The 15,986-nt window shown below is 71.6% G+C and carries 17 protein-coding genes; 3 read left to right on the top strand and 14 right to left on the bottom strand.

Annotated features, from left to right (window positions below; genetic code table 11):
- Position 1 precedes the first annotated feature (1 nt).
- From OHA81_RS20145 to OHA81_RS20085, 13 genes are all read right to left on the bottom strand, one after another.
- Positions 2-589 carry a hypothetical protein gene (locus tag OHA81_RS20145; RefSeq protein WP_329197868.1) on the bottom strand — a complete coding sequence of 196 codons (588 nt, stop codon included), beginning with the start codon at positions 587-589 and terminating at the stop codon, positions 2-4.
- Between the two features lie 31 nt (positions 590-620).
- A complete protein-coding gene (locus tag OHA81_RS20140) occupies positions 621-1,253 on the bottom strand; it encodes a pilus assembly protein TadG-related protein (protein ID WP_329197866.1) in 633 nt (210 codons plus the stop codon).
- Positions 1,253-1,498: a hypothetical protein gene (locus tag OHA81_RS20135; protein WP_443056589.1), complete on the bottom strand. Its 246-nt coding sequence runs from the start codon at positions 1,496-1,498 to the stop codon at positions 1,253-1,255. Before OHA81_RS20135 ends, OHA81_RS20140 begins: the two co-directional genes overlap by 1 nt.
- A 110-nt stretch (positions 1,499-1,608) precedes the next feature.
- A complete protein-coding gene (locus tag OHA81_RS20130; protein ID WP_329197864.1) occupies positions 1,609-2,295 on the bottom strand; it encodes a response regulator transcription factor in 687 nt (228 codons plus the stop codon).
- On the bottom strand, positions 2,295-3,656 hold the full coding sequence (locus tag OHA81_RS20125) for a sensor histidine kinase (RefSeq protein WP_329197861.1): 1,362 nt from the start codon (positions 3,654-3,656) through the stop codon (positions 2,295-2,297). Before OHA81_RS20125 ends, OHA81_RS20130 begins: the two co-directional genes overlap by 1 nt.
- 3 nt (positions 3,657-3,659) lie before the next feature.
- Positions 3,660-4,553, bottom strand: a complete 894-nt coding sequence (locus OHA81_RS20120) for a DUF5936 domain-containing protein (RefSeq protein WP_329197859.1) — start codon at positions 4,551-4,553, stop codon at positions 3,660-3,662.
- 10 nt (positions 4,554-4,563) lie between these two features.
- Entirely contained in the window at positions 4,564-5,502 is a 939-nt protein-coding gene (locus OHA81_RS20115; protein ID WP_329197857.1) for a type II secretion system F family protein, read from the bottom strand.
- Complete coding sequence (locus OHA81_RS20110; protein WP_329197855.1) at positions 5,499-6,854, bottom strand: CpaF family protein; 1,356 nt, start codon at positions 6,852-6,854, stop codon at positions 5,499-5,501. The genes OHA81_RS20115 and OHA81_RS20110 overlap by 4 nt, the downstream gene beginning before the upstream one ends.
- A 2-nt stretch (positions 6,855-6,856) precedes the next feature.
- Complete coding sequence (locus OHA81_RS20105) at positions 6,857-7,225, bottom strand: TadE/TadG family type IV pilus assembly protein (RefSeq protein WP_329197854.1); 369 nt, start codon at positions 7,223-7,225, stop codon at positions 6,857-6,859.
- A 1-nt stretch (position 7,226) separates the two neighbouring features.
- Complete coding sequence (locus tag OHA81_RS20100) at positions 7,227-7,565, bottom strand: TadE/TadG family type IV pilus assembly protein (RefSeq protein WP_329197852.1); 339 nt, start codon at positions 7,563-7,565, stop codon at positions 7,227-7,229.
- Between the two features lie 34 nt (positions 7,566-7,599).
- A complete protein-coding gene (locus tag OHA81_RS20095) occupies positions 7,600-8,865 on the bottom strand; it encodes an AAA family ATPase (RefSeq protein WP_329197851.1) in 1,266 nt (421 codons plus the stop codon).
- A gap of 7 nt (positions 8,866-8,872) precedes the next feature.
- Positions 8,873-9,574, bottom strand: coding sequence for a Flp pilus assembly protein CpaB (gene cpaB / locus OHA81_RS20090; protein ID WP_329197849.1), 702 nt, complete (start codon positions 9,572-9,574; stop codon positions 8,873-8,875).
- A 40-nt stretch (positions 9,575-9,614) separates the two neighbouring features.
- Complete coding sequence (locus OHA81_RS20085) at positions 9,615-10,526, bottom strand: hypothetical protein (RefSeq protein ID WP_329197848.1); 912 nt, start codon at positions 10,524-10,526, stop codon at positions 9,615-9,617.
- Between the two features lie 361 nt (positions 10,527-10,887).
- Here OHA81_RS20085 and OHA81_RS20080 point away from each other — a divergent pair, with 361 nt between their 5' ends.
- Together OHA81_RS20080 and OHA81_RS20075 are read left to right on the top strand one after the other, a co-directional pair.
- Positions 10,888-12,582, top strand: a complete 1,695-nt coding sequence (locus OHA81_RS20080; RefSeq protein WP_329197846.1) for a chitinase — start codon at positions 10,888-10,890, stop codon at positions 12,580-12,582.
- Positions 12,583-12,721: 139 nt separating this feature from the next.
- Positions 12,722-14,059: a M14 family metallopeptidase gene (locus tag OHA81_RS20075; RefSeq protein WP_329197844.1), complete on the top strand. Its 1,338-nt coding sequence runs from the start codon at positions 12,722-12,724 to the stop codon at positions 14,057-14,059.
- A 62-nt stretch (positions 14,060-14,121) separates the two neighbouring features.
- Here the strand turns inward: OHA81_RS20075 and OHA81_RS20070 are convergent, their stop codons facing one another.
- A complete protein-coding gene (locus OHA81_RS20070) occupies positions 14,122-14,532 on the bottom strand; it encodes a RidA family protein (RefSeq protein WP_329197842.1) in 411 nt (136 codons plus the stop codon).
- Positions 14,533-14,693: 161 nt separating this feature from the next.
- Here OHA81_RS20070 and OHA81_RS20065 point away from each other — a divergent pair, with 161 nt between their 5' ends.
- Complete coding sequence (locus OHA81_RS20065) at positions 14,694-15,974, top strand: amino acid deaminase (protein WP_329197840.1); 1,281 nt, start codon at positions 14,694-14,696, stop codon at positions 15,972-15,974.
- Positions 15,975-15,986: the final 12 nt, after the last annotated feature.

Below are 15,986 nucleotides of genomic sequence, written 5' to 3'. Positions count from 1 at the left end.
GTCACCCGGAGATTTTGACGGTGGCCGTGGCGAAGGTGGGGAGGCTGAAGTCCACCTCGGTGGTGGCGGCGGGGGGTGCGGGGAACTGGGCGAAGAACGGGATCGATTCCCCGGGGCCGACACTGGAGACGCCCGTTGTGCAGAGGCAGCGGGACTCCGTGTCCCGAAGTACGTAGTAGCGCTTCTTGCCCGCCTTATCGACCAGAGTCGCCCCCGCAACTGACTCTCCGGTGCCGTTGAGCTCGACACCACGCCAGGTCGCCGTGTCGTTGTAGGACTGGGACCCCGTGTTCTTGATCTGACCGTTGACAGTGAGGAAGCCACCTTGGTCACGCCGCACTGAGTTGAGTTCCAACACCATCCCGCTGGCCCCCTTGGCGGTCGCCAAGATCTCAGTCGGTGCTGAGCTCTGGCCGTTGCTCGGTGCGGCGGACTGCTTCCCCGCCCCCGGAGATTGCGGAGAGGGTGGATTCTTCGACTTGCCCTCCCCGCCGTCGTCACCGCCGCATCCGGCCAACGCGAGGGCCAGGACCGCCGCAATCGCGACGACCGTTCCCCTGCGAACCTTCGCCTTCTGCCGCATGCTCATTTGTGCTGCTTCCTTGTCGATTCGTTGTGGGTCAGTCGGTCAGGCGCACGTCGAAGAGCTTTCTTGCCAGCACATGCCAGGGGTCGGGCTTGGACGGCTCAAAGCTGAGCTCCACCCCACCCTTGCACTCGATCTTTACGGGGCCCGAGTTCAGCACCCCACTATCGACAGGACTCTGTGGTGCGCCGGGCGCCGCCGACGCCCCCAGGTGGCAGCGTGGTGTGATCAAAGCAGTGGCGTGGGCCGTGCCGTGCATGGATTCAGTACCGGGGATGACCGAGGTCCCCACCGTGCCGTTGGTCTGTACCTTGACGGTGAAGCTGAGCCCGGACGATGTGCAGGTCGCACTTGCGTCGTTCCGCGTGGCGAAGCTCGTGGCCTCCCCGCATGCGCCCGCTGGGTCGAATAGGTTGCCGAGAACGAGCTTCTCCCAGTCCTTGGGCTGGAGATCAGTTAGGACCACACCTGGAACCAACGTGTCCCTGGCCTTTTGAGCCGCTGCCAATGCCGCGGCATCAGCCGCTCCTTGTGCATCACTGCGGGTGACTCCGGCTTGGCCGATGACAAAAAACGCGAGCGCGGCGAAGAGCAGTCCCGCCACCATCACCACATATATGGGAAAGGCCTGCCCGCGGTCGCGGTCACGCACCCGGCGTGCGGCCACTAGCCGGCTTTGATGCTCGTCACCGCGTCCTTGATGCGCTTGGTGATCTCCGAACCGATACCCGAGCCGACGATCGCGCCGATGATGACCACCACGACCAGGATGATCCCCAGGTACTCGAAGGCCGTTTGGCCGCGGTCCAGGCCCGCGTATCGCTTGCGGAGGCTCGCCACCGCCGTGTCCGTCCACCCACTTACCCGGACCTTCGTCTGAACGGTGGCCTTGAGCAGGGTGTTGTGTGACATGGGGGTTTCCTCCCGGGCCGGTGCCGCTGTCGATGGGCGGACAATACGGGGAGTTAGCGGTGGTGACCAAGGGTCCCGGGGCCCAAATACGGACCCACTGCGTCAGGCGTCTACCCATGGCCGGTCACTCCTGGACGGGCCGTTCCGAGCCAGCGGGCTATCGCTTCGCTGCGGGTGGTGGTCTGGAGCTTCGCGAAGATGCGGTTGATGTGGTTCTTGACCGTCTTCTCGCTGATGAAGCAGGCCGCCGCGATCTGTTGGTTGTTCATCCCGGATGCGATCAGGTCCATGACCTCCTCCTCCCGGGAACTCAGGCCGTAGGCCATCTGGTTGACGAGTTGCTGAGAAGACTGTGCCACAACTGGTTGCGTTTGCGAAGAGGCGCGGAGTTCCGCGAGCAGGGCGTTCGCCGCCGTCGGGGTGAGGTGGGCGCGGCCGGCGTGGGTGTCGTGGATGGCCCGGATCAGGTGGTCCGGGGTGAATTCGCCGTGGACCAGGTAGCCGCCCGCGCCCAGGAGCAGGGCCTCCCGGACGACCTCCGCCTCCTGGCTGTACGTCAGCATCAGGACCGGCGCCAGCCGGACGAGGTGCGGGAGGGCCGAGATGCCGTCGACGCCCGGCATGCGGACGTCGAGTAGGACGACGTCGGGCCGGTGGAGGCGGGTCAGGTTCAGCGCCTCGCGGCCGTCCGCCGCCTGGGCGGTGACCTCCAGGCCCTCGGCGGTCGCCAGCAGGGCGGCCAGGCCCGCCCGGACGACGGGGTTGTCGTCGGCGATCAGGATCCGCAGCGGGGGCATCACGGGCTCCCCAAGGGGAGGTCGACCCGGACCAGGGTGCCGGGGCCGCCGTCCGGGCGGCCGCCGATGCGCAGGCCGGCCCCGATCGTCGCCGCGCGCTCCGTCATACCGAGCAGGCCGTAGTGGCCGGCGTCCGCCAGGGCGGTGACGTCGATCCCGGCGGGAGGCAGGCCCCGGCCGTCGTCCTCGACGGTCAGGGTCAGGGACGGGCCGGACACCGCCGCTTCCACCACGACCCGGGACGCGCACGCGTGGCGCCGGGCGTTCTCCAGGGCCTCGGAGGCCACCGCCAGGAGGTGCCCGGCGACGTCCGGGGGGAGCAGCGGCAGCGGCCCGGTGATACGGAGCTCCGCGCCCCCGCGCGCCAGCGCCCGCAGCTCCGCCGCGAGCGGGACGCCCGGGGCGTCCAGGTCCCGGCGCAGGTCCCGGCGCAGGTCCCGGCGCAGGTCCCGGCGCAGGTCCGTCAGCAGCTCCCGGGACTCCGCCGCCGCCCGGCGGGCCGCCTCCGCGACCGCCCGGGCCCGGCGGCGGGTGGCCTCCGGGTCGTCGGCGGTGCGGGAGAGGGCGTCGGCGGACAGGGCCAGGCCGTGCAGGGTCTTCGCCACCGAGTCGTGCATCTCGCGGGCCAGGCGCTCCCGTTCGGCCCGTACCGCTTCGGCCGCCGCCAGCCGCGCCCGGGTCTCCGTCAGGGCCTGGCTCGCCGCCCCGAAGCGGAAGAGGAGGTCCCGCAGCGAGGCCCCCGCCGCGCCCGCCAGCAGGCACAGCGCGGCAAGCGTGAACCCGCCGGTGACGGCCGCCACCCACGCCACCCACGCCACCAACGCCGCCTGCGCGGCCGCGTAGAGCGCCGAGCCGCGCCACCCGTAGACCAGCCCGGCCAGCAGCGGTGTGCAGAGCGAGAGCAGGCCGAGCGGGGAGGAGGGGGTGGCGGTGATCAGGAGCAGCGCGCTGAACGCCGTGTCCACGGCCAGCAGCCAGGGGTGGCGCAGCAGCAGCGGCCCGAAGCGCTCCCAGTCGCGGAACAGGACGTAGGACAGCATGAAGGTGAGCAGGACCGCGCCGCCCACCAGGTACACGGGGGCGCCGGGCGCGGTGCGGCCGAGGGCCACGGGCGCGCCCAGGCCGAGCATCACCATCCGGAACGCGAAGACCCGACGGCACAGTGCCTGCAACGCGTTCACCTGGAGGGCGAGCGGAGGGGCCGGCCGCGCCGCGGCACCACGCGCGGCCGTAACCGGGGCCGAGACCGGGGCCGGGGCGGTGGACGTGGCCGGGGCCGAGGCGGTGGACGTGGCCGGGGCCGAGGCGGTGGACGTGGCCGGGGCCGGGGCCGGGGCCCCGAAATCGATCGTGGCGGCCATGGCTCACCCGCTCCCGAACAGGGCGCCGAAGTCGATGTCCGCCCCGTAGACGAACCCGCACACGAGCAGGATCAGCGTGCCCGGCAGCATGAACATGGTGACGGTGAAGGTGGCCTTGGGGACCGCCCGCGCAGCCCGGCGGCGGGCGTTCTGCGCGTCCGTGCGGCGCATGTCCTCCGCGATCGCGATCAGCGTCTCCACGATCGGGGAGCCCAGCTCCTCGCCCTGCTGGAGGGCGGTGACGAACTGCGCCACCTGCTCGGAGTCGTTGCGCCGGCGCAGCTCGTCGAAGGCCTGGCGGCGGCTGACGCCCATGTCCATCTGCTGGAGGGTGATACGGATCTCGTCCGACCAGGGCCCCTCGTACTTGCCCGCGACCCGGTCCAGCGCCTGCCGGAAACCGAGCCCGGCGCTGACGACGACCGCCAGCACGTCCAGGAAGTCCGGCAGCGTCCGCTCGATGTGGTCCCGGCGCACCCGGATCGCCGACCACAGGCCCGCCTCGATCCAGAACAGGCCGAAGGCGACCATGAGCAGGGCGGCCACCAACTGCCCGTTGACCAGCATCGCGAAGGCGCCGAGCGCGCCGAGGAACCCGTAGACGGCGCGCCGGGCCGCGTACCGGTCGATGGTCAGGCCGGCCGGGTTGCCCGCCATGTCGATCTGACGGCGCTTGCGGGCCACCCGGTCCGGGCCCATCAGCCGCAGCACCAGGGGGGCCCAGCGGATGCCCGTGCGGTCGACGAGCGAGCCGACGGCCGTGGTGCGGGTCGCGCCGACTTCGAGGGCGAGGGCGAGGTCGCTGGGCAGTTTGACGTCGGCGCGGTAGAGGCGGACCCCGTACAGGGCCCCGAAGACCGACAGCCCGAGGGCCGCGGCGAGCAGCAGTGCGGTCACGTCGTCCCCCTCACACGTCGATCTTCGACAGCCGGCGGATGAGGACGAACCCCAGGGTGAACAGGCCGAGGGCGATGATGACCGCCGTCTGCCCGATGAACGCACCCGTCATGCGGTCCAGGGCGCCCGGCATCATCATGTCCACGAGCAGCAGCGACCCGAGCCCGATGGCCGGGACCAGGTACGCCGTCACCGTCACCTGCGAGAGCTGCGTACGGATCTCCCTGCGCGTCTCCTTGCGCTGCTCCAGCGTCACCGTGAGGTTGCGCAGGCTCCCCACGAGGGCGCCGCCCGCGCGCGCGGACAGGACCAGGGTGGAGACGAGCACGACGAGTTCGCGCGAGGGCAGGCGTTCGGTCAGTTCGCCCAGGGACTCCTCGATGGAGTGGCCGACGGCGAGGCGGTCGGCGACGCGGCCGAGCTCCTCGCCGGCCGGTGCCTCCAGTTCCTCCGCCGCCATGCCGATGGCGGTACGCAGCGCCAGGCCGGCCTGGGTGGCGTTGGCCAGGATGCGGGCGAGTTCGGGGAGCTGGTTGATGAACCGCTCCGTGCGGCGCGTGCGCTGCCAGTTGAGGAAGGCGTTGCCCGCCCACAGCCCGATCAGGCCCGCCACCGGGCCGAAGAACGGGGCCAGCAGGGACGCCGAGACGAGCCAGACCCCGGTCACGGACATCAGCATGTAGACGAGGAACTCGCCGGGGGTGAGGTCCAGGCCCGTGGTCGCCAGCTTCACCTCGATCCGGCGGCCCAGCCGGGTGCGGCGCAGCCGGCGGTCGACCCCGCGGAAGCGGCGCCGGCGGCCGAGCGGCTCCGGGGTTCCGCTCGCGGAGAGGCGTTCGACGAGGGCGGCGCGCTGGGCGCGGCCGGCGGCGTAGGCGTGTACGCCGAGGACCACGAGCAGGCAGGCGAGCAGCGTGGCGCCGAGGGTGAGGAGGATCAAAGGGTTCACAGGACGGTCCGGGTGGTCCGAGCGGTACGGGCGGCGAGCTGGTCGTCGGACATGGCGACCCCGAAGGCCTGCGGGATCGGCTGGTTGTTCATGTAGAGGCGGTCGGCGATCGTGCGCGGCAGCGGGTAGTACGCGAAGTGGCCGTGCACGCGCCCGTCCGCGGCCATCGGGCGGGCGGCGAACCGGCACACGGTGATGATCCGGAAGGGTTCGCGGCCGTGCGAGTCGAGGATGGAGATCTCGGTGATGCGGCGCGAGCCGTCGCCGAAGCGGGTGAGCTGGACGACGACGTTCACCGCGCTGTTGATCTGGTCCTGGAGCGCCTCGAACGGGATCTCCACCTCGGACATGGACGCCAGGGTCTGCAGGCGCATCAGGGCGTCCTCGGCGCTGTTGGCGTGGACGGTGGCCAGGGAGCCGTCGTGTCCGGTCGACATGGCCTGGAGCATGTCGAGGGTCTCGCCGCCGCGGACCTCGCCGACGATGATGCGGTCTGGGCGCATGCGCAGGGAGTTGCGCACGAGGTCGCGGATGGTGATCCGGCCGCTGCCCTCGACGTTGGCGGGGCGCGATTCGAGGCGGATGACGTGCGCCTGCTGGAGCTGGAGTTCGGCCGAGTCCTCGATGGTGATGATCCGCTCGCCCTCCGGGATCAGGCCGGAGAGGGCGTTGAGGAGGGTGGTCTTGCCGGTGCCGGTGGCCCCGGAGACGATCACGTTCATCTTCGCCTGCACCAGGCCGGACAACAGGAGCAGCATCTGCTCGTCCAGCGAACCGAGGCTGATCATCTCGTGCAGGGTGAACGCGCGCGGGAAGCGGCGGATGGTGAGCGTGGCGCCGGTGAGGGAGAGCGGGGGGATGATCACGTTGACGCGCTCACCGCTGGGCAGGCGGGCGTCGACCATCGGATTGGCCTCGTCCACGCGGCGGTTGACGGTGGAGACGATGCGCTCGATGGTCTGCATGAGCTGCTCGTGCGAGGCGAAGCGCAGCGGCAGCTGTTCGACGCGTCCGGCGCGCTCCACGAAGATCTGGTCGGGGCCGTTGACCATGATCTCGGAGATCGACGGGTCTTCGAGGAGCGGTTCCAGGACGCCGAGGCCGAGCGCCTCGTCGACGACGCGCCGGATGAGCTGGGCGCGTTCGACGGTGGACAGAACGGGGCCCTCGCGGCTGATGATGTGGCCCAGTACGCGTTCCAGCCGGGCCCGGCGCTCGGCGGGCGCGAGCGCCGACATCTCGGCGAGGTCGATCTCCTCCAGCAGCTTGGCGCGGTAGGAGGAGACCAGCCGGCCGTCCTCGCGCGGGTTGTGGCGGTCGTCGGGGGTGTTGACCCGGGAACGCAGGCTCATCGTCAGGGTCCCTTCGGGTCGTCGTTGGGCATGACGGCGGTGGCGGTGGCGGGGTCGAGCGCGAGCCCGGGGATGATCGAGGTGACCGGGATGGAGACGTTGGCGGTGACCGCGTCCCCGCCGCCGGACACCGTGATGGTGGCCGCGAGCCCCGAACGGATCGCCGCGTGGCCGGCCGCCTCCCCCGACCCCGGTTTGCGGGCTTCCACCCGGGCCGCCGTGCGCGCCGCCGTCTCGGCCTGCTGGTGGACGTAGCCGACCCAGCCGAGTTGGATGCCGCACAGCGCGACGAAGAGCAGGATGGGGATGAAGCCGATGTACTCCAGGGCCACTTGACCCCGGTCCCGAAAGGCGCGCCGGGTCCCTGTCATCTCACTCCCCTCCCCTCTCCTGCTCCTGTGGCGAGCCGCCCTCGCCCGTGATGGGAACGCCGATGTCCAGCCCGGGGAACAGCACGGGGACGTGGAGCCTGACGGTCGCCTTGTAGACGTCCCCCGCGTTCCCGCAGTCCACCTCCACGGCCCAGGCGCCCCCGATGTGCCTGCGGGCCGCCGTCCCGCACGCGGCGTCGCCGTGCACGGCCCCGGCCCGCGCCGCCTCGTCGGCCGCATTGCCCGCCAGCGAGAACGCGTACCCGATCAGGACGCACTCCCACACCGCCGCGACGAGCAGCAGGATCAGCGGCACCATGCCGACGAACTCGACGGCCACCTGTCCACGGTCCCGGCTCCGCGCGGCCACGGCCTCACCCCTCCCGGCCCCGGCGGAGCCGGGCCAGTGGTCCGGCCGCCGCCCGTACGGCCAGTTCGGCGGAGGGGGGTTCGGCGGTGGTGGTGGCCGGGGCGGACAGCAGGCCGAGTTCCCCCGCCAGCTTCCACAGAGCCTGCTTGACCGTCGAGCGGTTGTCGAGGTCCTGGACGCGGCCCGCGTCCACCACCGCCTGGAGCTCCTTGAAGGCGGCGGGGACCGGGGTGCGGGTGACCCGGGTCCCGGTGATCTTCTCGATGAGGGCGGGCTGGATCTCGGTGTGCCTGCTCCAGCGGTTGACGACCATCACGGTGTCCTCGGCCTTGCGGACCTGGAGCCGCTCCCACATCCGCACCAGCCGTTTGGCGGCCCGTACCGCGACCACGTCGGGGGTGGTGACCAGGACCGCGACCTCGGCCAGCTCCACGGCGGCCGCGTTCGCCCCGGTGACCTGGGTCCCGCAGTCGATGACGACCAGCTCGTAGCGGGCGCGCAGGGCGGCGATGACGAGCCGGGCGGCCCGTTCGTCGACCTCCTCGCCCCGTTCGCCGTCGCCCGGGGCCAGCAGCAGCGCGAGCCCGGTGCGGTCGTCGTACACGGCGTCCTGGAGGACGCGGGGGGAGATGTCCTGGATCCCGGCGAGGTCGGCGACCGAGCGGCGGAACTGCACGTCGAGGTAAGAACCGACGTCCCCGGCCTGGAGGTCCAGGTCCATCAGGGCCGTACGGCGCCCGGAGGCGGCCGCGGCGAGGGCGAACTGCACCGCCGTGAAGGTGGTCCCGACGCCGCCCTTGGCTCCGGCGACGGTCACCACCCGGCCGCCGGGACCGGACGGCTGCTGCTGGCCACCGCCCAGGTGGCGGCGTACGCCCGCGGACCACTGGGCGGCGGCCTGGACGCGGGCGGCCAGTTCCTCGTAGGTGACGGGCAGTCCGATCAGGCCCCGCGCCCCGGAGTCCATGGCGGCGGAGAACAGGGCGGGCCCGGCGTCGGACGACAGCAGGACCACGCCCACCGCCGGGAAGCGCAGGGCGACCTCCCGGACGAGTTCCAGGGCGGGCAGCGGGCCGATCCGCTCGTGGACGAGGACCACCTCGGGCAGTGCGTCGACGGACTCGGCGGCGAGCCGTGCCAGCGTGTCGAGCAGGGCCGTCGAGTCGGTGACGGGCCCGGCCGGTTCGGCGTCGGGGAGCCGGCCCAGGAGGGTGGCGATGAGGCGGGCGGCGTCCGGGTCGCCGGCCGCGGGGAGGATTCGGGTGCTCATCCGGGCCTCACTTGTCCCCGTCGAGGGTGTACGTGCGGTCGCCCGGGCCGGGGGCCGACTCGGTGCCGGGGGCCACCAGGGCCAGCCGTACGTGCTCCGCGAACGACTCGGCGTACGCGACGCGCTGGGTGTCCTTGGTGTTCAGGGCGAAGGTGATCGGGACCGCCTCGGCGGGGCCCTTCTTGTCGCTGTCCTTGTCCAGGGGGGTGAGCTTGCCGACGTTCAGGACGCGGGCGTTGGCGACGATGATCACCGAGCGGGAGGGATCGGTGTCCTTCGCGCCCTTGAAGGTGGCGATGATGTTGACCTTGGCACCGGAGGTGATCTTGCCGGCCACCCCGGTCGCGGCGTCGATCATGATCGCGATCTCCTGCTCGCCCGGCTGGAGCTGGGGCTTGTCGACGAACATGTCCTCCTGGAGGAGGGAGCCCTTCTTGAGCGTGGTGAGGGCGATCTTGCCCTTGAGCGCGCCGAGGTCGGTGACGGCGGTCTCGGACAGCCATCGCTTGGGGACCTTGACCTCCTCGAACTGGCCCGCGCCGAGGGGGCTGTACGGGGCGATGTCCCCCTTCACGCGGTACGCGACGACCTCGGACCCGACCTTGGAGTTGACGTCGCCGATCACCACGAGGACCCCGGCGAACGCCGCGAGCGCGCACAGGACGGACAGCAGCAGCAGGATGACGCCGCGGCGCTGGCGTGAGTTCATGAGCCGTACTACCTCGCCGTTCTTCGTTCGTTCGGGCCGGTCAGAGTCGGGATCTGGACGGTGCTGCGCTCTGCCCGCCGGCGGGCGGCGGCGCCGGTGGCGGCGCGGTCAGCGGGGCCGAGCAGAAGCCGCAGCGGTCGCCGATGAGTTCCATGCCGCACCAGCGGCACTCCTCGCGGCGGACCGAGGCGACGAGCTGGTAGAGCACGGACGGGTCCGGGATGGCGGCGGCGAACTCGACGAGCTTCGGGGTCGCCCACCAGGCGGCCGAGTCGGCGGGCAGCGGGTTCTCCATGACGCCGGCGACCTGCCAGGCGGGCGCCAGTTCGGCCGCCACCCAGTCGGAGGCGAGCTGGCCGCGGGCGAAGGTGAGGTGCGTGACGAAACCGGGGCCGGGCGGCAGTACGGCGGCGCCGCCCGCGTGCGCACCCGAGGAGGCCGAGGGCGCCAGCCTGGCGAGGTGGGGCGTGGGGTGCGCGAGTACGGCGAACTGGGCACCCGGTGACCAGGAGCGGGCGTGGGCCTTGAGCCCGACCGGCACCCGGTCCAGTTTGGCGACGCTGCCCAGCAGGGCGCCCGCGTAGATGTAGTGGGACAGCAGCCTGGCCGCCGAGGCGAGGACCCCGGGGCTGAACTCGCAGACGCTGAGCTGGCGCAGCTGACGGACCAGCAGGGCGGTGCCCAGCGGGGGCAGGTCGGCCTCGACCAGCGCCATGCGGTCGGTTTCCAGGATGGCCCGTACGGTGTGCAGCCGCCGCACGGTGGCGGCGGGCAGCCAGGACGGTACGACCACCACGAGGTGGCCGTGCGCCTCCAGCAGGGCGGTGGTCTCGGCGAGCGCCCCTTCGAGGTCGAGCTGTCCGGGCGGGCGCAGCACGGCGGCGCCCGGGGTGTGCCGGTCGGGGGCGGGCAGCACCAGGTCGGCGCTGGTGACAGCAATGGCGGTCGGCACGCGAATCCCCCCGTTCACCCCGTACACCGCGGTCTTCGCCCGTCCGTCACGCGGCCTTCACCTGCGCTGCACGGACGGCGCGACCGCACACGACCAGCGCCTTCCCCCCTGCGTCAGCACCATATCCGCGTCGTCCGCGGTGGGGCAGGGCCTTGGTGATTCCCGTGCCGCGAGCACATGTCACAGGTGACCGGAAACCGGGACAACGGGGACCGGACGACAAGGGGAACTGCGCTGATTTCAGGCCAGATTGACAAGAGCCTTGACACCGCGATTGGTCTGGACCAACTTGGCTCCCGGGGGTCCCCCACACGCCCCCGTCACCCCGTTCACATCCCCCTCTCCCCCCACCGGAGCCTTCGTGAACCGCATACGCTCCCTCGCCCTGCCCCTCGCCGCCACGCTCGCCGCCGGCGCCCTGACCGCCGCCGGCGCCGGTACGGCACAAGCCGCCGACGTCAACGTCGCCCGTAACGGAGGCTTCGAGTCCGGCCTGGCCGACTGGTCCTGTTCGGGCGGCAGCGGCGCCGCCGTCACCTCCCCCGTCTTCTCGGGCAGCGGCGCCCTCAGGGCCACCCCGGCCGGCCAGGACGAGGCCCGGTGTTCCCAGACCGTCACGGTCAAGCCGAATTCCACGTACACGCTCAGCGCGCAGGTGCAGGGCTCGTACGTGTACCTCGGCGCGACCGGGACCGGCACCCAGGACGTGTCCACCTGGACCCCGGGGTCCGGCGGCGGCTGGCAGAAGCTGTCCACCACCTTCTCCACCGGGCCGAACACCACCAAGGTCACCGTCTGGACGCACGGCTGGTACGGCCAGCCGGCCTACGTGGCGGACGAGTTCAGCGTCTTCGGCCCGGACGGGGGCGGCGGCACCGACCCCGGTCCGAGCGTCCCGGGGGCGCCCTCGGCGCCCGCCGTTTCCGGTCAGAGCGCGAGCGCCCTCACCCTTTCGTGGAACGCGGTCGGCGGCGCGAGCGGCTACCACGTGTATCAGGACGGCGTCCGCGTCCGGACCGTCACCGCCTCCCCCGTCCAGCTCACCGGGCTCGCCGCCGCCACCTCGTACTCGTTCCAGGTGAGCGCGTACAACGCGGCGGGCGAGGGCCCGAGGTCGGCGGCGGTGACCGGGACCACCACCGGCGGCGGCAACCCGAACCCCAACCCGGCGGTACCCAAGCACGCCCTGACGGGCTACTGGCAGAACTTCAACAACGGTGCGACCGTCCAGAAGATCTCGGACGTCTCCGCCCAGTACGACATCATCGCCGTCTCCTTCGCCGACGCCACGACCACGCCGGGTGCCATCTCCTTCACCCTGGACTCGGCCGGCCTGGGCGGGTACACGCCGGCGCAGTTCAAGGCGGACGTCGCGGCGAAGAAGGCGGCCGGGAAGTCCGTCGTCCTCTCGATCGGCGGCGAGAAGGGCACCATCTCGGTGGGCGACTCCGCCTCCGCGAACAACCTGGCGAACTCGGCGTACGCACTGATGCAGGAGTACGGGTTCAGCGGCATCGACATCGACCTGGAGAACGGCCTCAACCCGACCTACATGACGCAGGCGCTGCGCTCGCTGTCCGCCAAGGCCGGATCGTCGTTCGTGCTGACGATGGCGCCGCAGACGATCGACATGCAGTCGACCGCGGGCGGCTATTTCAAGACGGCCCTGAACGTCAAGGACATCCTGACCGTCGTCAACATGCAGTACTACAACAGCGGCTCGATGAACGGCTGTGACGGCAAGGTCTACTCCCAGGGGACGGTGGACTTCCTGACCGCCCTCGCCTGCATCCAGCTGGAGGGCGGCCTCGACCCCTCGCAGGTGGGACTCGGCGTCCCCGCCTCGCCCAGCGGCGCGGGCAGCGGCTACGTCTCGCCGACCACGGTGAACAACGCCCTGGACTGCCTCGCGCGGGGCACGAACTGCGGGTCCTTCAAGCCGTCGAAGACCTACCCCGGGCTGCGCGGCGCAATGACCTGGTCGACCAACTGGGACGCCAAGGCGGGTAGCGCTTGGTCCGACACGGTGGGTCCGAAGGTCCACGCGCTCCCTTAGGCGGTACGTGTGGGGGTGACCGGTGACCGACCGGCCCGACCGCATTCTGGCCGGTTTCGGATTCTTGACCCGGACATGCCACGAGAGCACGCTGTGCGCGTCCGCACGGCTACCCCCACACTCCCACCCAGGAGAACGCATGCGGCTCCACAACCGTCGGAGGGCCGCCGTCACGGCGGCCCTCCTGGCCCTGGCGCTCGGCGCACCCGCCTACGGGATGAGCGCGACGGCCGCCCCGCCACCCACCCCCTCCACCGCCACCCAGGACGAGTCCGTCGCCCAGTACGAGGTCCGGGGCCCGGCAACGGCGGCCGAACGCACCGCCCTGCTGCGCACCGGCGTCTCGATCGACGAGGTGGACGCCCGCTCCGTCGTCGTCAGCGCGGACCCCGCCCAGGCCAAGCACCTCCGTGCGCTCGGCTACGAGATCACCCCGCTGCCCGGGCCGCCCGACCGCTCGCTGAGCGGCGTGGCCACGGGAGTGAACGACTTCCCGTCCGCCGACTCGAATTACCACAACTACGCCGAGGCGACGGCGGAGATCAACCAGCGCATCGCCCAGTACCCGTCGATCATGAGCAAGCAGGTCATCGGGAAGTCGTACCAGGGCCGGGACATCATCGCGATCAAGATCAGCGACAACGTCGGGACCGACGAGGCCGAGCCCGAAGTGCTCTTCACGCACCACCAGCACGCCCGTGAGCACCTGACCGTGGAAATGGCCCTGTACCTGCTCAAGGAGTTCGGCTCCAAGTACGGCTCCGACGCCCGGGTCACCAACATGGTCAACAGCCGCGAGATCTGGATCGTCCCGGACCTCAACCCCGACGGCGGCGAGTACGACATCGCCTCCGGCTCCTACCGCTCGTGGCGCAAGAACCGGCAGCCCAACTCCGGCTCCTCCTACGTCGGCACGGACCTGAACCGGAACTGGGACTACAAGTGGGGCTGCTGCGGCGGCTCCAGCGGCAGCAAGAGCTCCGAGACCTACCGCGGCACGGCCGGCGAGTCGGCCCCCGAGGTGAAGGTCGTCGCGGACTTCGTCCGCAGCCGCGTGGTCGGCGGCAAGCAGCAGATCAAGGCCGCCATCGACTTCCACACCTACAGCGAGCTCGTGCTGTGGCCGTTCGGGTGGACGTACAACGACACGGCGCCCGGCATGACCGCCGACGACCTCGCCGCGTACAAGAAGATCGGCACCAGCATGGCCACCAGCAACGGCTACACGCCGGAGCAGTCCAGCGACCTGTACATCACCGACGGCACGATCGACGACTGGCTGTGGGGCAACCAGAAGGTCTTCGCCTACACCTTCGAGATGTACCCGAGCGACACGGGCGGCGGGGGCGGCTTCTACCCGCCCGACGAGGTGATCGACCGCGAGACGGCGCGCAACCGGGACGCCGTGCTCCAACTGCTGGAGAACGCGGACTGCATGTACCGCTCGATCGGCAAGGAGGCGCAGTACTGCGCCTAGCCGGCGCGTGACCGGCCGGGCCGGGGCGCCCCACCGCCAGGGGGGCGCCCTTCGCGCGGGAGCTAACCGAGGACCGCCAGCGCGTCGATCTCGACCAGCATCCCGGCGGGCAGACCCACGTAGACCGTGGTCCGGGCGGCCGGGGCCTGCTTGATGCCCTGCTCCTCGAAGTACGCGTCGTAGATCTCGTTCATCTCGGCGAAGTGCCCGGTGTCGGTGAGGTACACGCGGATCATCACCGCGTCCTCCCAGCTCGCGCCGCCCGCCTCCAGCACGGAGCGGACGTTCTCCAGCGTCCGCAGCGTCTGCTCGCGCAGCGACGGGCCCGCGAGGGCGGCCGGCTGCCCCTCCACATGCGGCAGGTAGCCGACCTGGCCCGCGACCTGGAGGATGTTCCCCTTGCGCACGCCGTGCGAGAACCTCGCGGGCGGGGCGTTGTGGGTCTCGGGCGTGACGGCGGTCTTCTCGGTCATGGGGTGCCTTCCTGTAGGGCTCGTACGGTCCCGTACGGCTCGCCGCCGCTGGCGGCGTCGGGAACCGGCCCCCGTTGCCCCGTCGTCAACGGGGATGTTAGACAGCAACAGGCACCACCTGCAACGAACGTCGCGCCCAGCGCGACGCGAGAGGATTCCGCATGGGCAGCGACGCAGTCCGACGGCTCGCCGACGAACCGGTGGACCACCGCTTCAAGGGCCTCCCCCCGGACGCGGAGCGCTCCGCCCTGACCGTGGGCCGGCTCGCGGCCGAGCGCCGCGACCTGTTCACGGGCGGCTTCACCACACCCGTCCTCACCCTCGACGCGGACGCGCTCGCCCACAACCTGGCCGCACTGGAGACGTACGCCCAGCGCCACGGGCTGTCCTTCGCCCCGCACGGCAAGACCTGCATGGCCCCGCAGCTGTTCCGGCGCCAGCTGGAGCACGGCGCCTGGGGCATCACGGCCGCCGTCCCGCACCAGGCCCGCGTCTACCGCGCGTTCGGCATCCAGCGGATCTTCCTCGCCAACGAGCTCGTCGACGCCGCCGCCCTGCACTGGGTCGCCGCGGAACTCGCCGCCGACCCCTCGTTCCGCTTCGTCTGCTACGTCGACTCCGTGCGCGGCGTCCGCCTGATGGACCGGGCCCTCGCGGGCCGGGGCGCCACCGTCGACGTCGTCGTGGAACTCGGCGCCGGGGAGGGTGCCCGCACGGGCGCCCGCACCGAGGACGACTGCCGCGCCGTCGCCGACGCCGTCGCACAGAGCGACACCCTGCGCCTGGTCGGCGTCGCCGGGTACGAGGCGGAGGTGCCCGGGGCCGATCCGGACTCCGTGCACGCCTACCTGCGCCGGCTCACCGGTCTCGCCGTCGAGTTCGACAAGGCGGGCCGCTTCTCGGGGGACACGGAGGAGATCGTCGTCAGCGCGGGCGGCTCGGCCTGGTTCGACGCCGTCGCCGACGTGTTCGCGGAGCTGCCGCAGCTGTCGCGGCCGACGCTGCGGCTCCTGCGCTCGGGCGCGTACGTCTCCCACGACCACGGCTGGTACACCCGCCTAACGCCCTTCAACCGTCACCCCGACGAGGGCGGGCTGCGCCCCGCGTTCCGGCTGTGGACGCAGGTCGTCTCGCGCCCCTCCCCCACCCAGGCCTTCGTCAACGCCGGCAAGCGGGACATCGCCTACGACCTCGGGCTGCCCGGGGCGGAGCTGGTGCGGGACCCGCTCGACGGCACCGAGCGGCCCGCCACCGGGATCCGGGTGGTCAAACTCTCCGACCAGCACGCCTGGCTGGAGACCGACTCGGCCGACGACCTCCAGGTGGGCGACTGGGTGGCGCTGGGCATGTCCCACCCCTGCACCATCTTCGAGAAGTGGCCGCTGATCCCCTTGGTGGAGGCGGACGGCACCGTCACCGACTACGTCCGCACCTTCTTCTAGGCCCGGGGCCCG

The organism is Streptomyces sp. NBC_00667 (assembly GCF_036226825.1).
Lineage (GTDB): Bacteria > Actinomycetota > Actinomycetes > Streptomycetales > Streptomycetaceae > Streptomyces.
The sequence above is the reverse complement of the archived record's forward strand: the minus strand, read 5'-3'. Positions and strand labels throughout refer to the sequence as shown.

Excerpts from the sequence above, each read along its gene's own strand:
- OHA81_RS20145 (WP_329197868.1), bottom strand. The coding sequence starts at position 589 with ATGAGCATGCGGCAGAAGGCGAAGGTTCGCAGGGGAACGGTCGTCGCG.
- OHA81_RS20135 (WP_443056589.1), bottom strand. The coding sequence starts at position 1,498 with ATGTCACACAACACCCTGCTCAAGGCCACCGTTCAGACGAAGGTCCGG.
- OHA81_RS20130 (WP_329197864.1), bottom strand. The coding sequence starts at position 2,295 with ATGCCCCCGCTGCGGATCCTGATCGCCGACGACAACCCCGTCGTCCGG.
- OHA81_RS20125 (WP_329197861.1), bottom strand. The coding sequence starts at position 3,656 with ATGGCCGCCACGATCGATTTCGGGGCCCCGGCCCCGGCCCCGGCCACG.
- OHA81_RS20110 (WP_329197855.1), bottom strand. The coding sequence starts at position 6,854 with ATGAGCCTGCGTTCCCGGGTCAACACCCCCGACGACCGCCACAACCCG.
- OHA81_RS20105 (WP_329197854.1), bottom strand. The coding sequence starts at position 7,225 with ATGACAGGGACCCGGCGCGCCTTTCGGGACCGGGGTCAAGTGGCCCTG.
- OHA81_RS20095 (WP_329197851.1), bottom strand. The coding sequence starts at position 8,865 with ATGAGCACCCGAATCCTCCCCGCGGCCGGCGACCCGGACGCCGCCCGC.
- cpaB (WP_329197849.1), bottom strand. The coding sequence starts at position 9,574 with ATGAACTCACGCCAGCGCCGCGGCGTCATCCTGCTGCTGCTGTCCGTC.
- OHA81_RS20075 (WP_329197844.1), top strand. The coding sequence starts at position 12,722 with ATGCGGCTCCACAACCGTCGGAGGGCCGCCGTCACGGCGGCCCTCCTG.
- OHA81_RS20070 (WP_329197842.1), bottom strand. The coding sequence starts at position 14,532 with ATGACCGAGAAGACCGCCGTCACGCCCGAGACCCACAACGCCCCGCCC.
- OHA81_RS20065 (WP_329197840.1), top strand. The coding sequence starts at position 14,694 with ATGGGCAGCGACGCAGTCCGACGGCTCGCCGACGAACCGGTGGACCAC.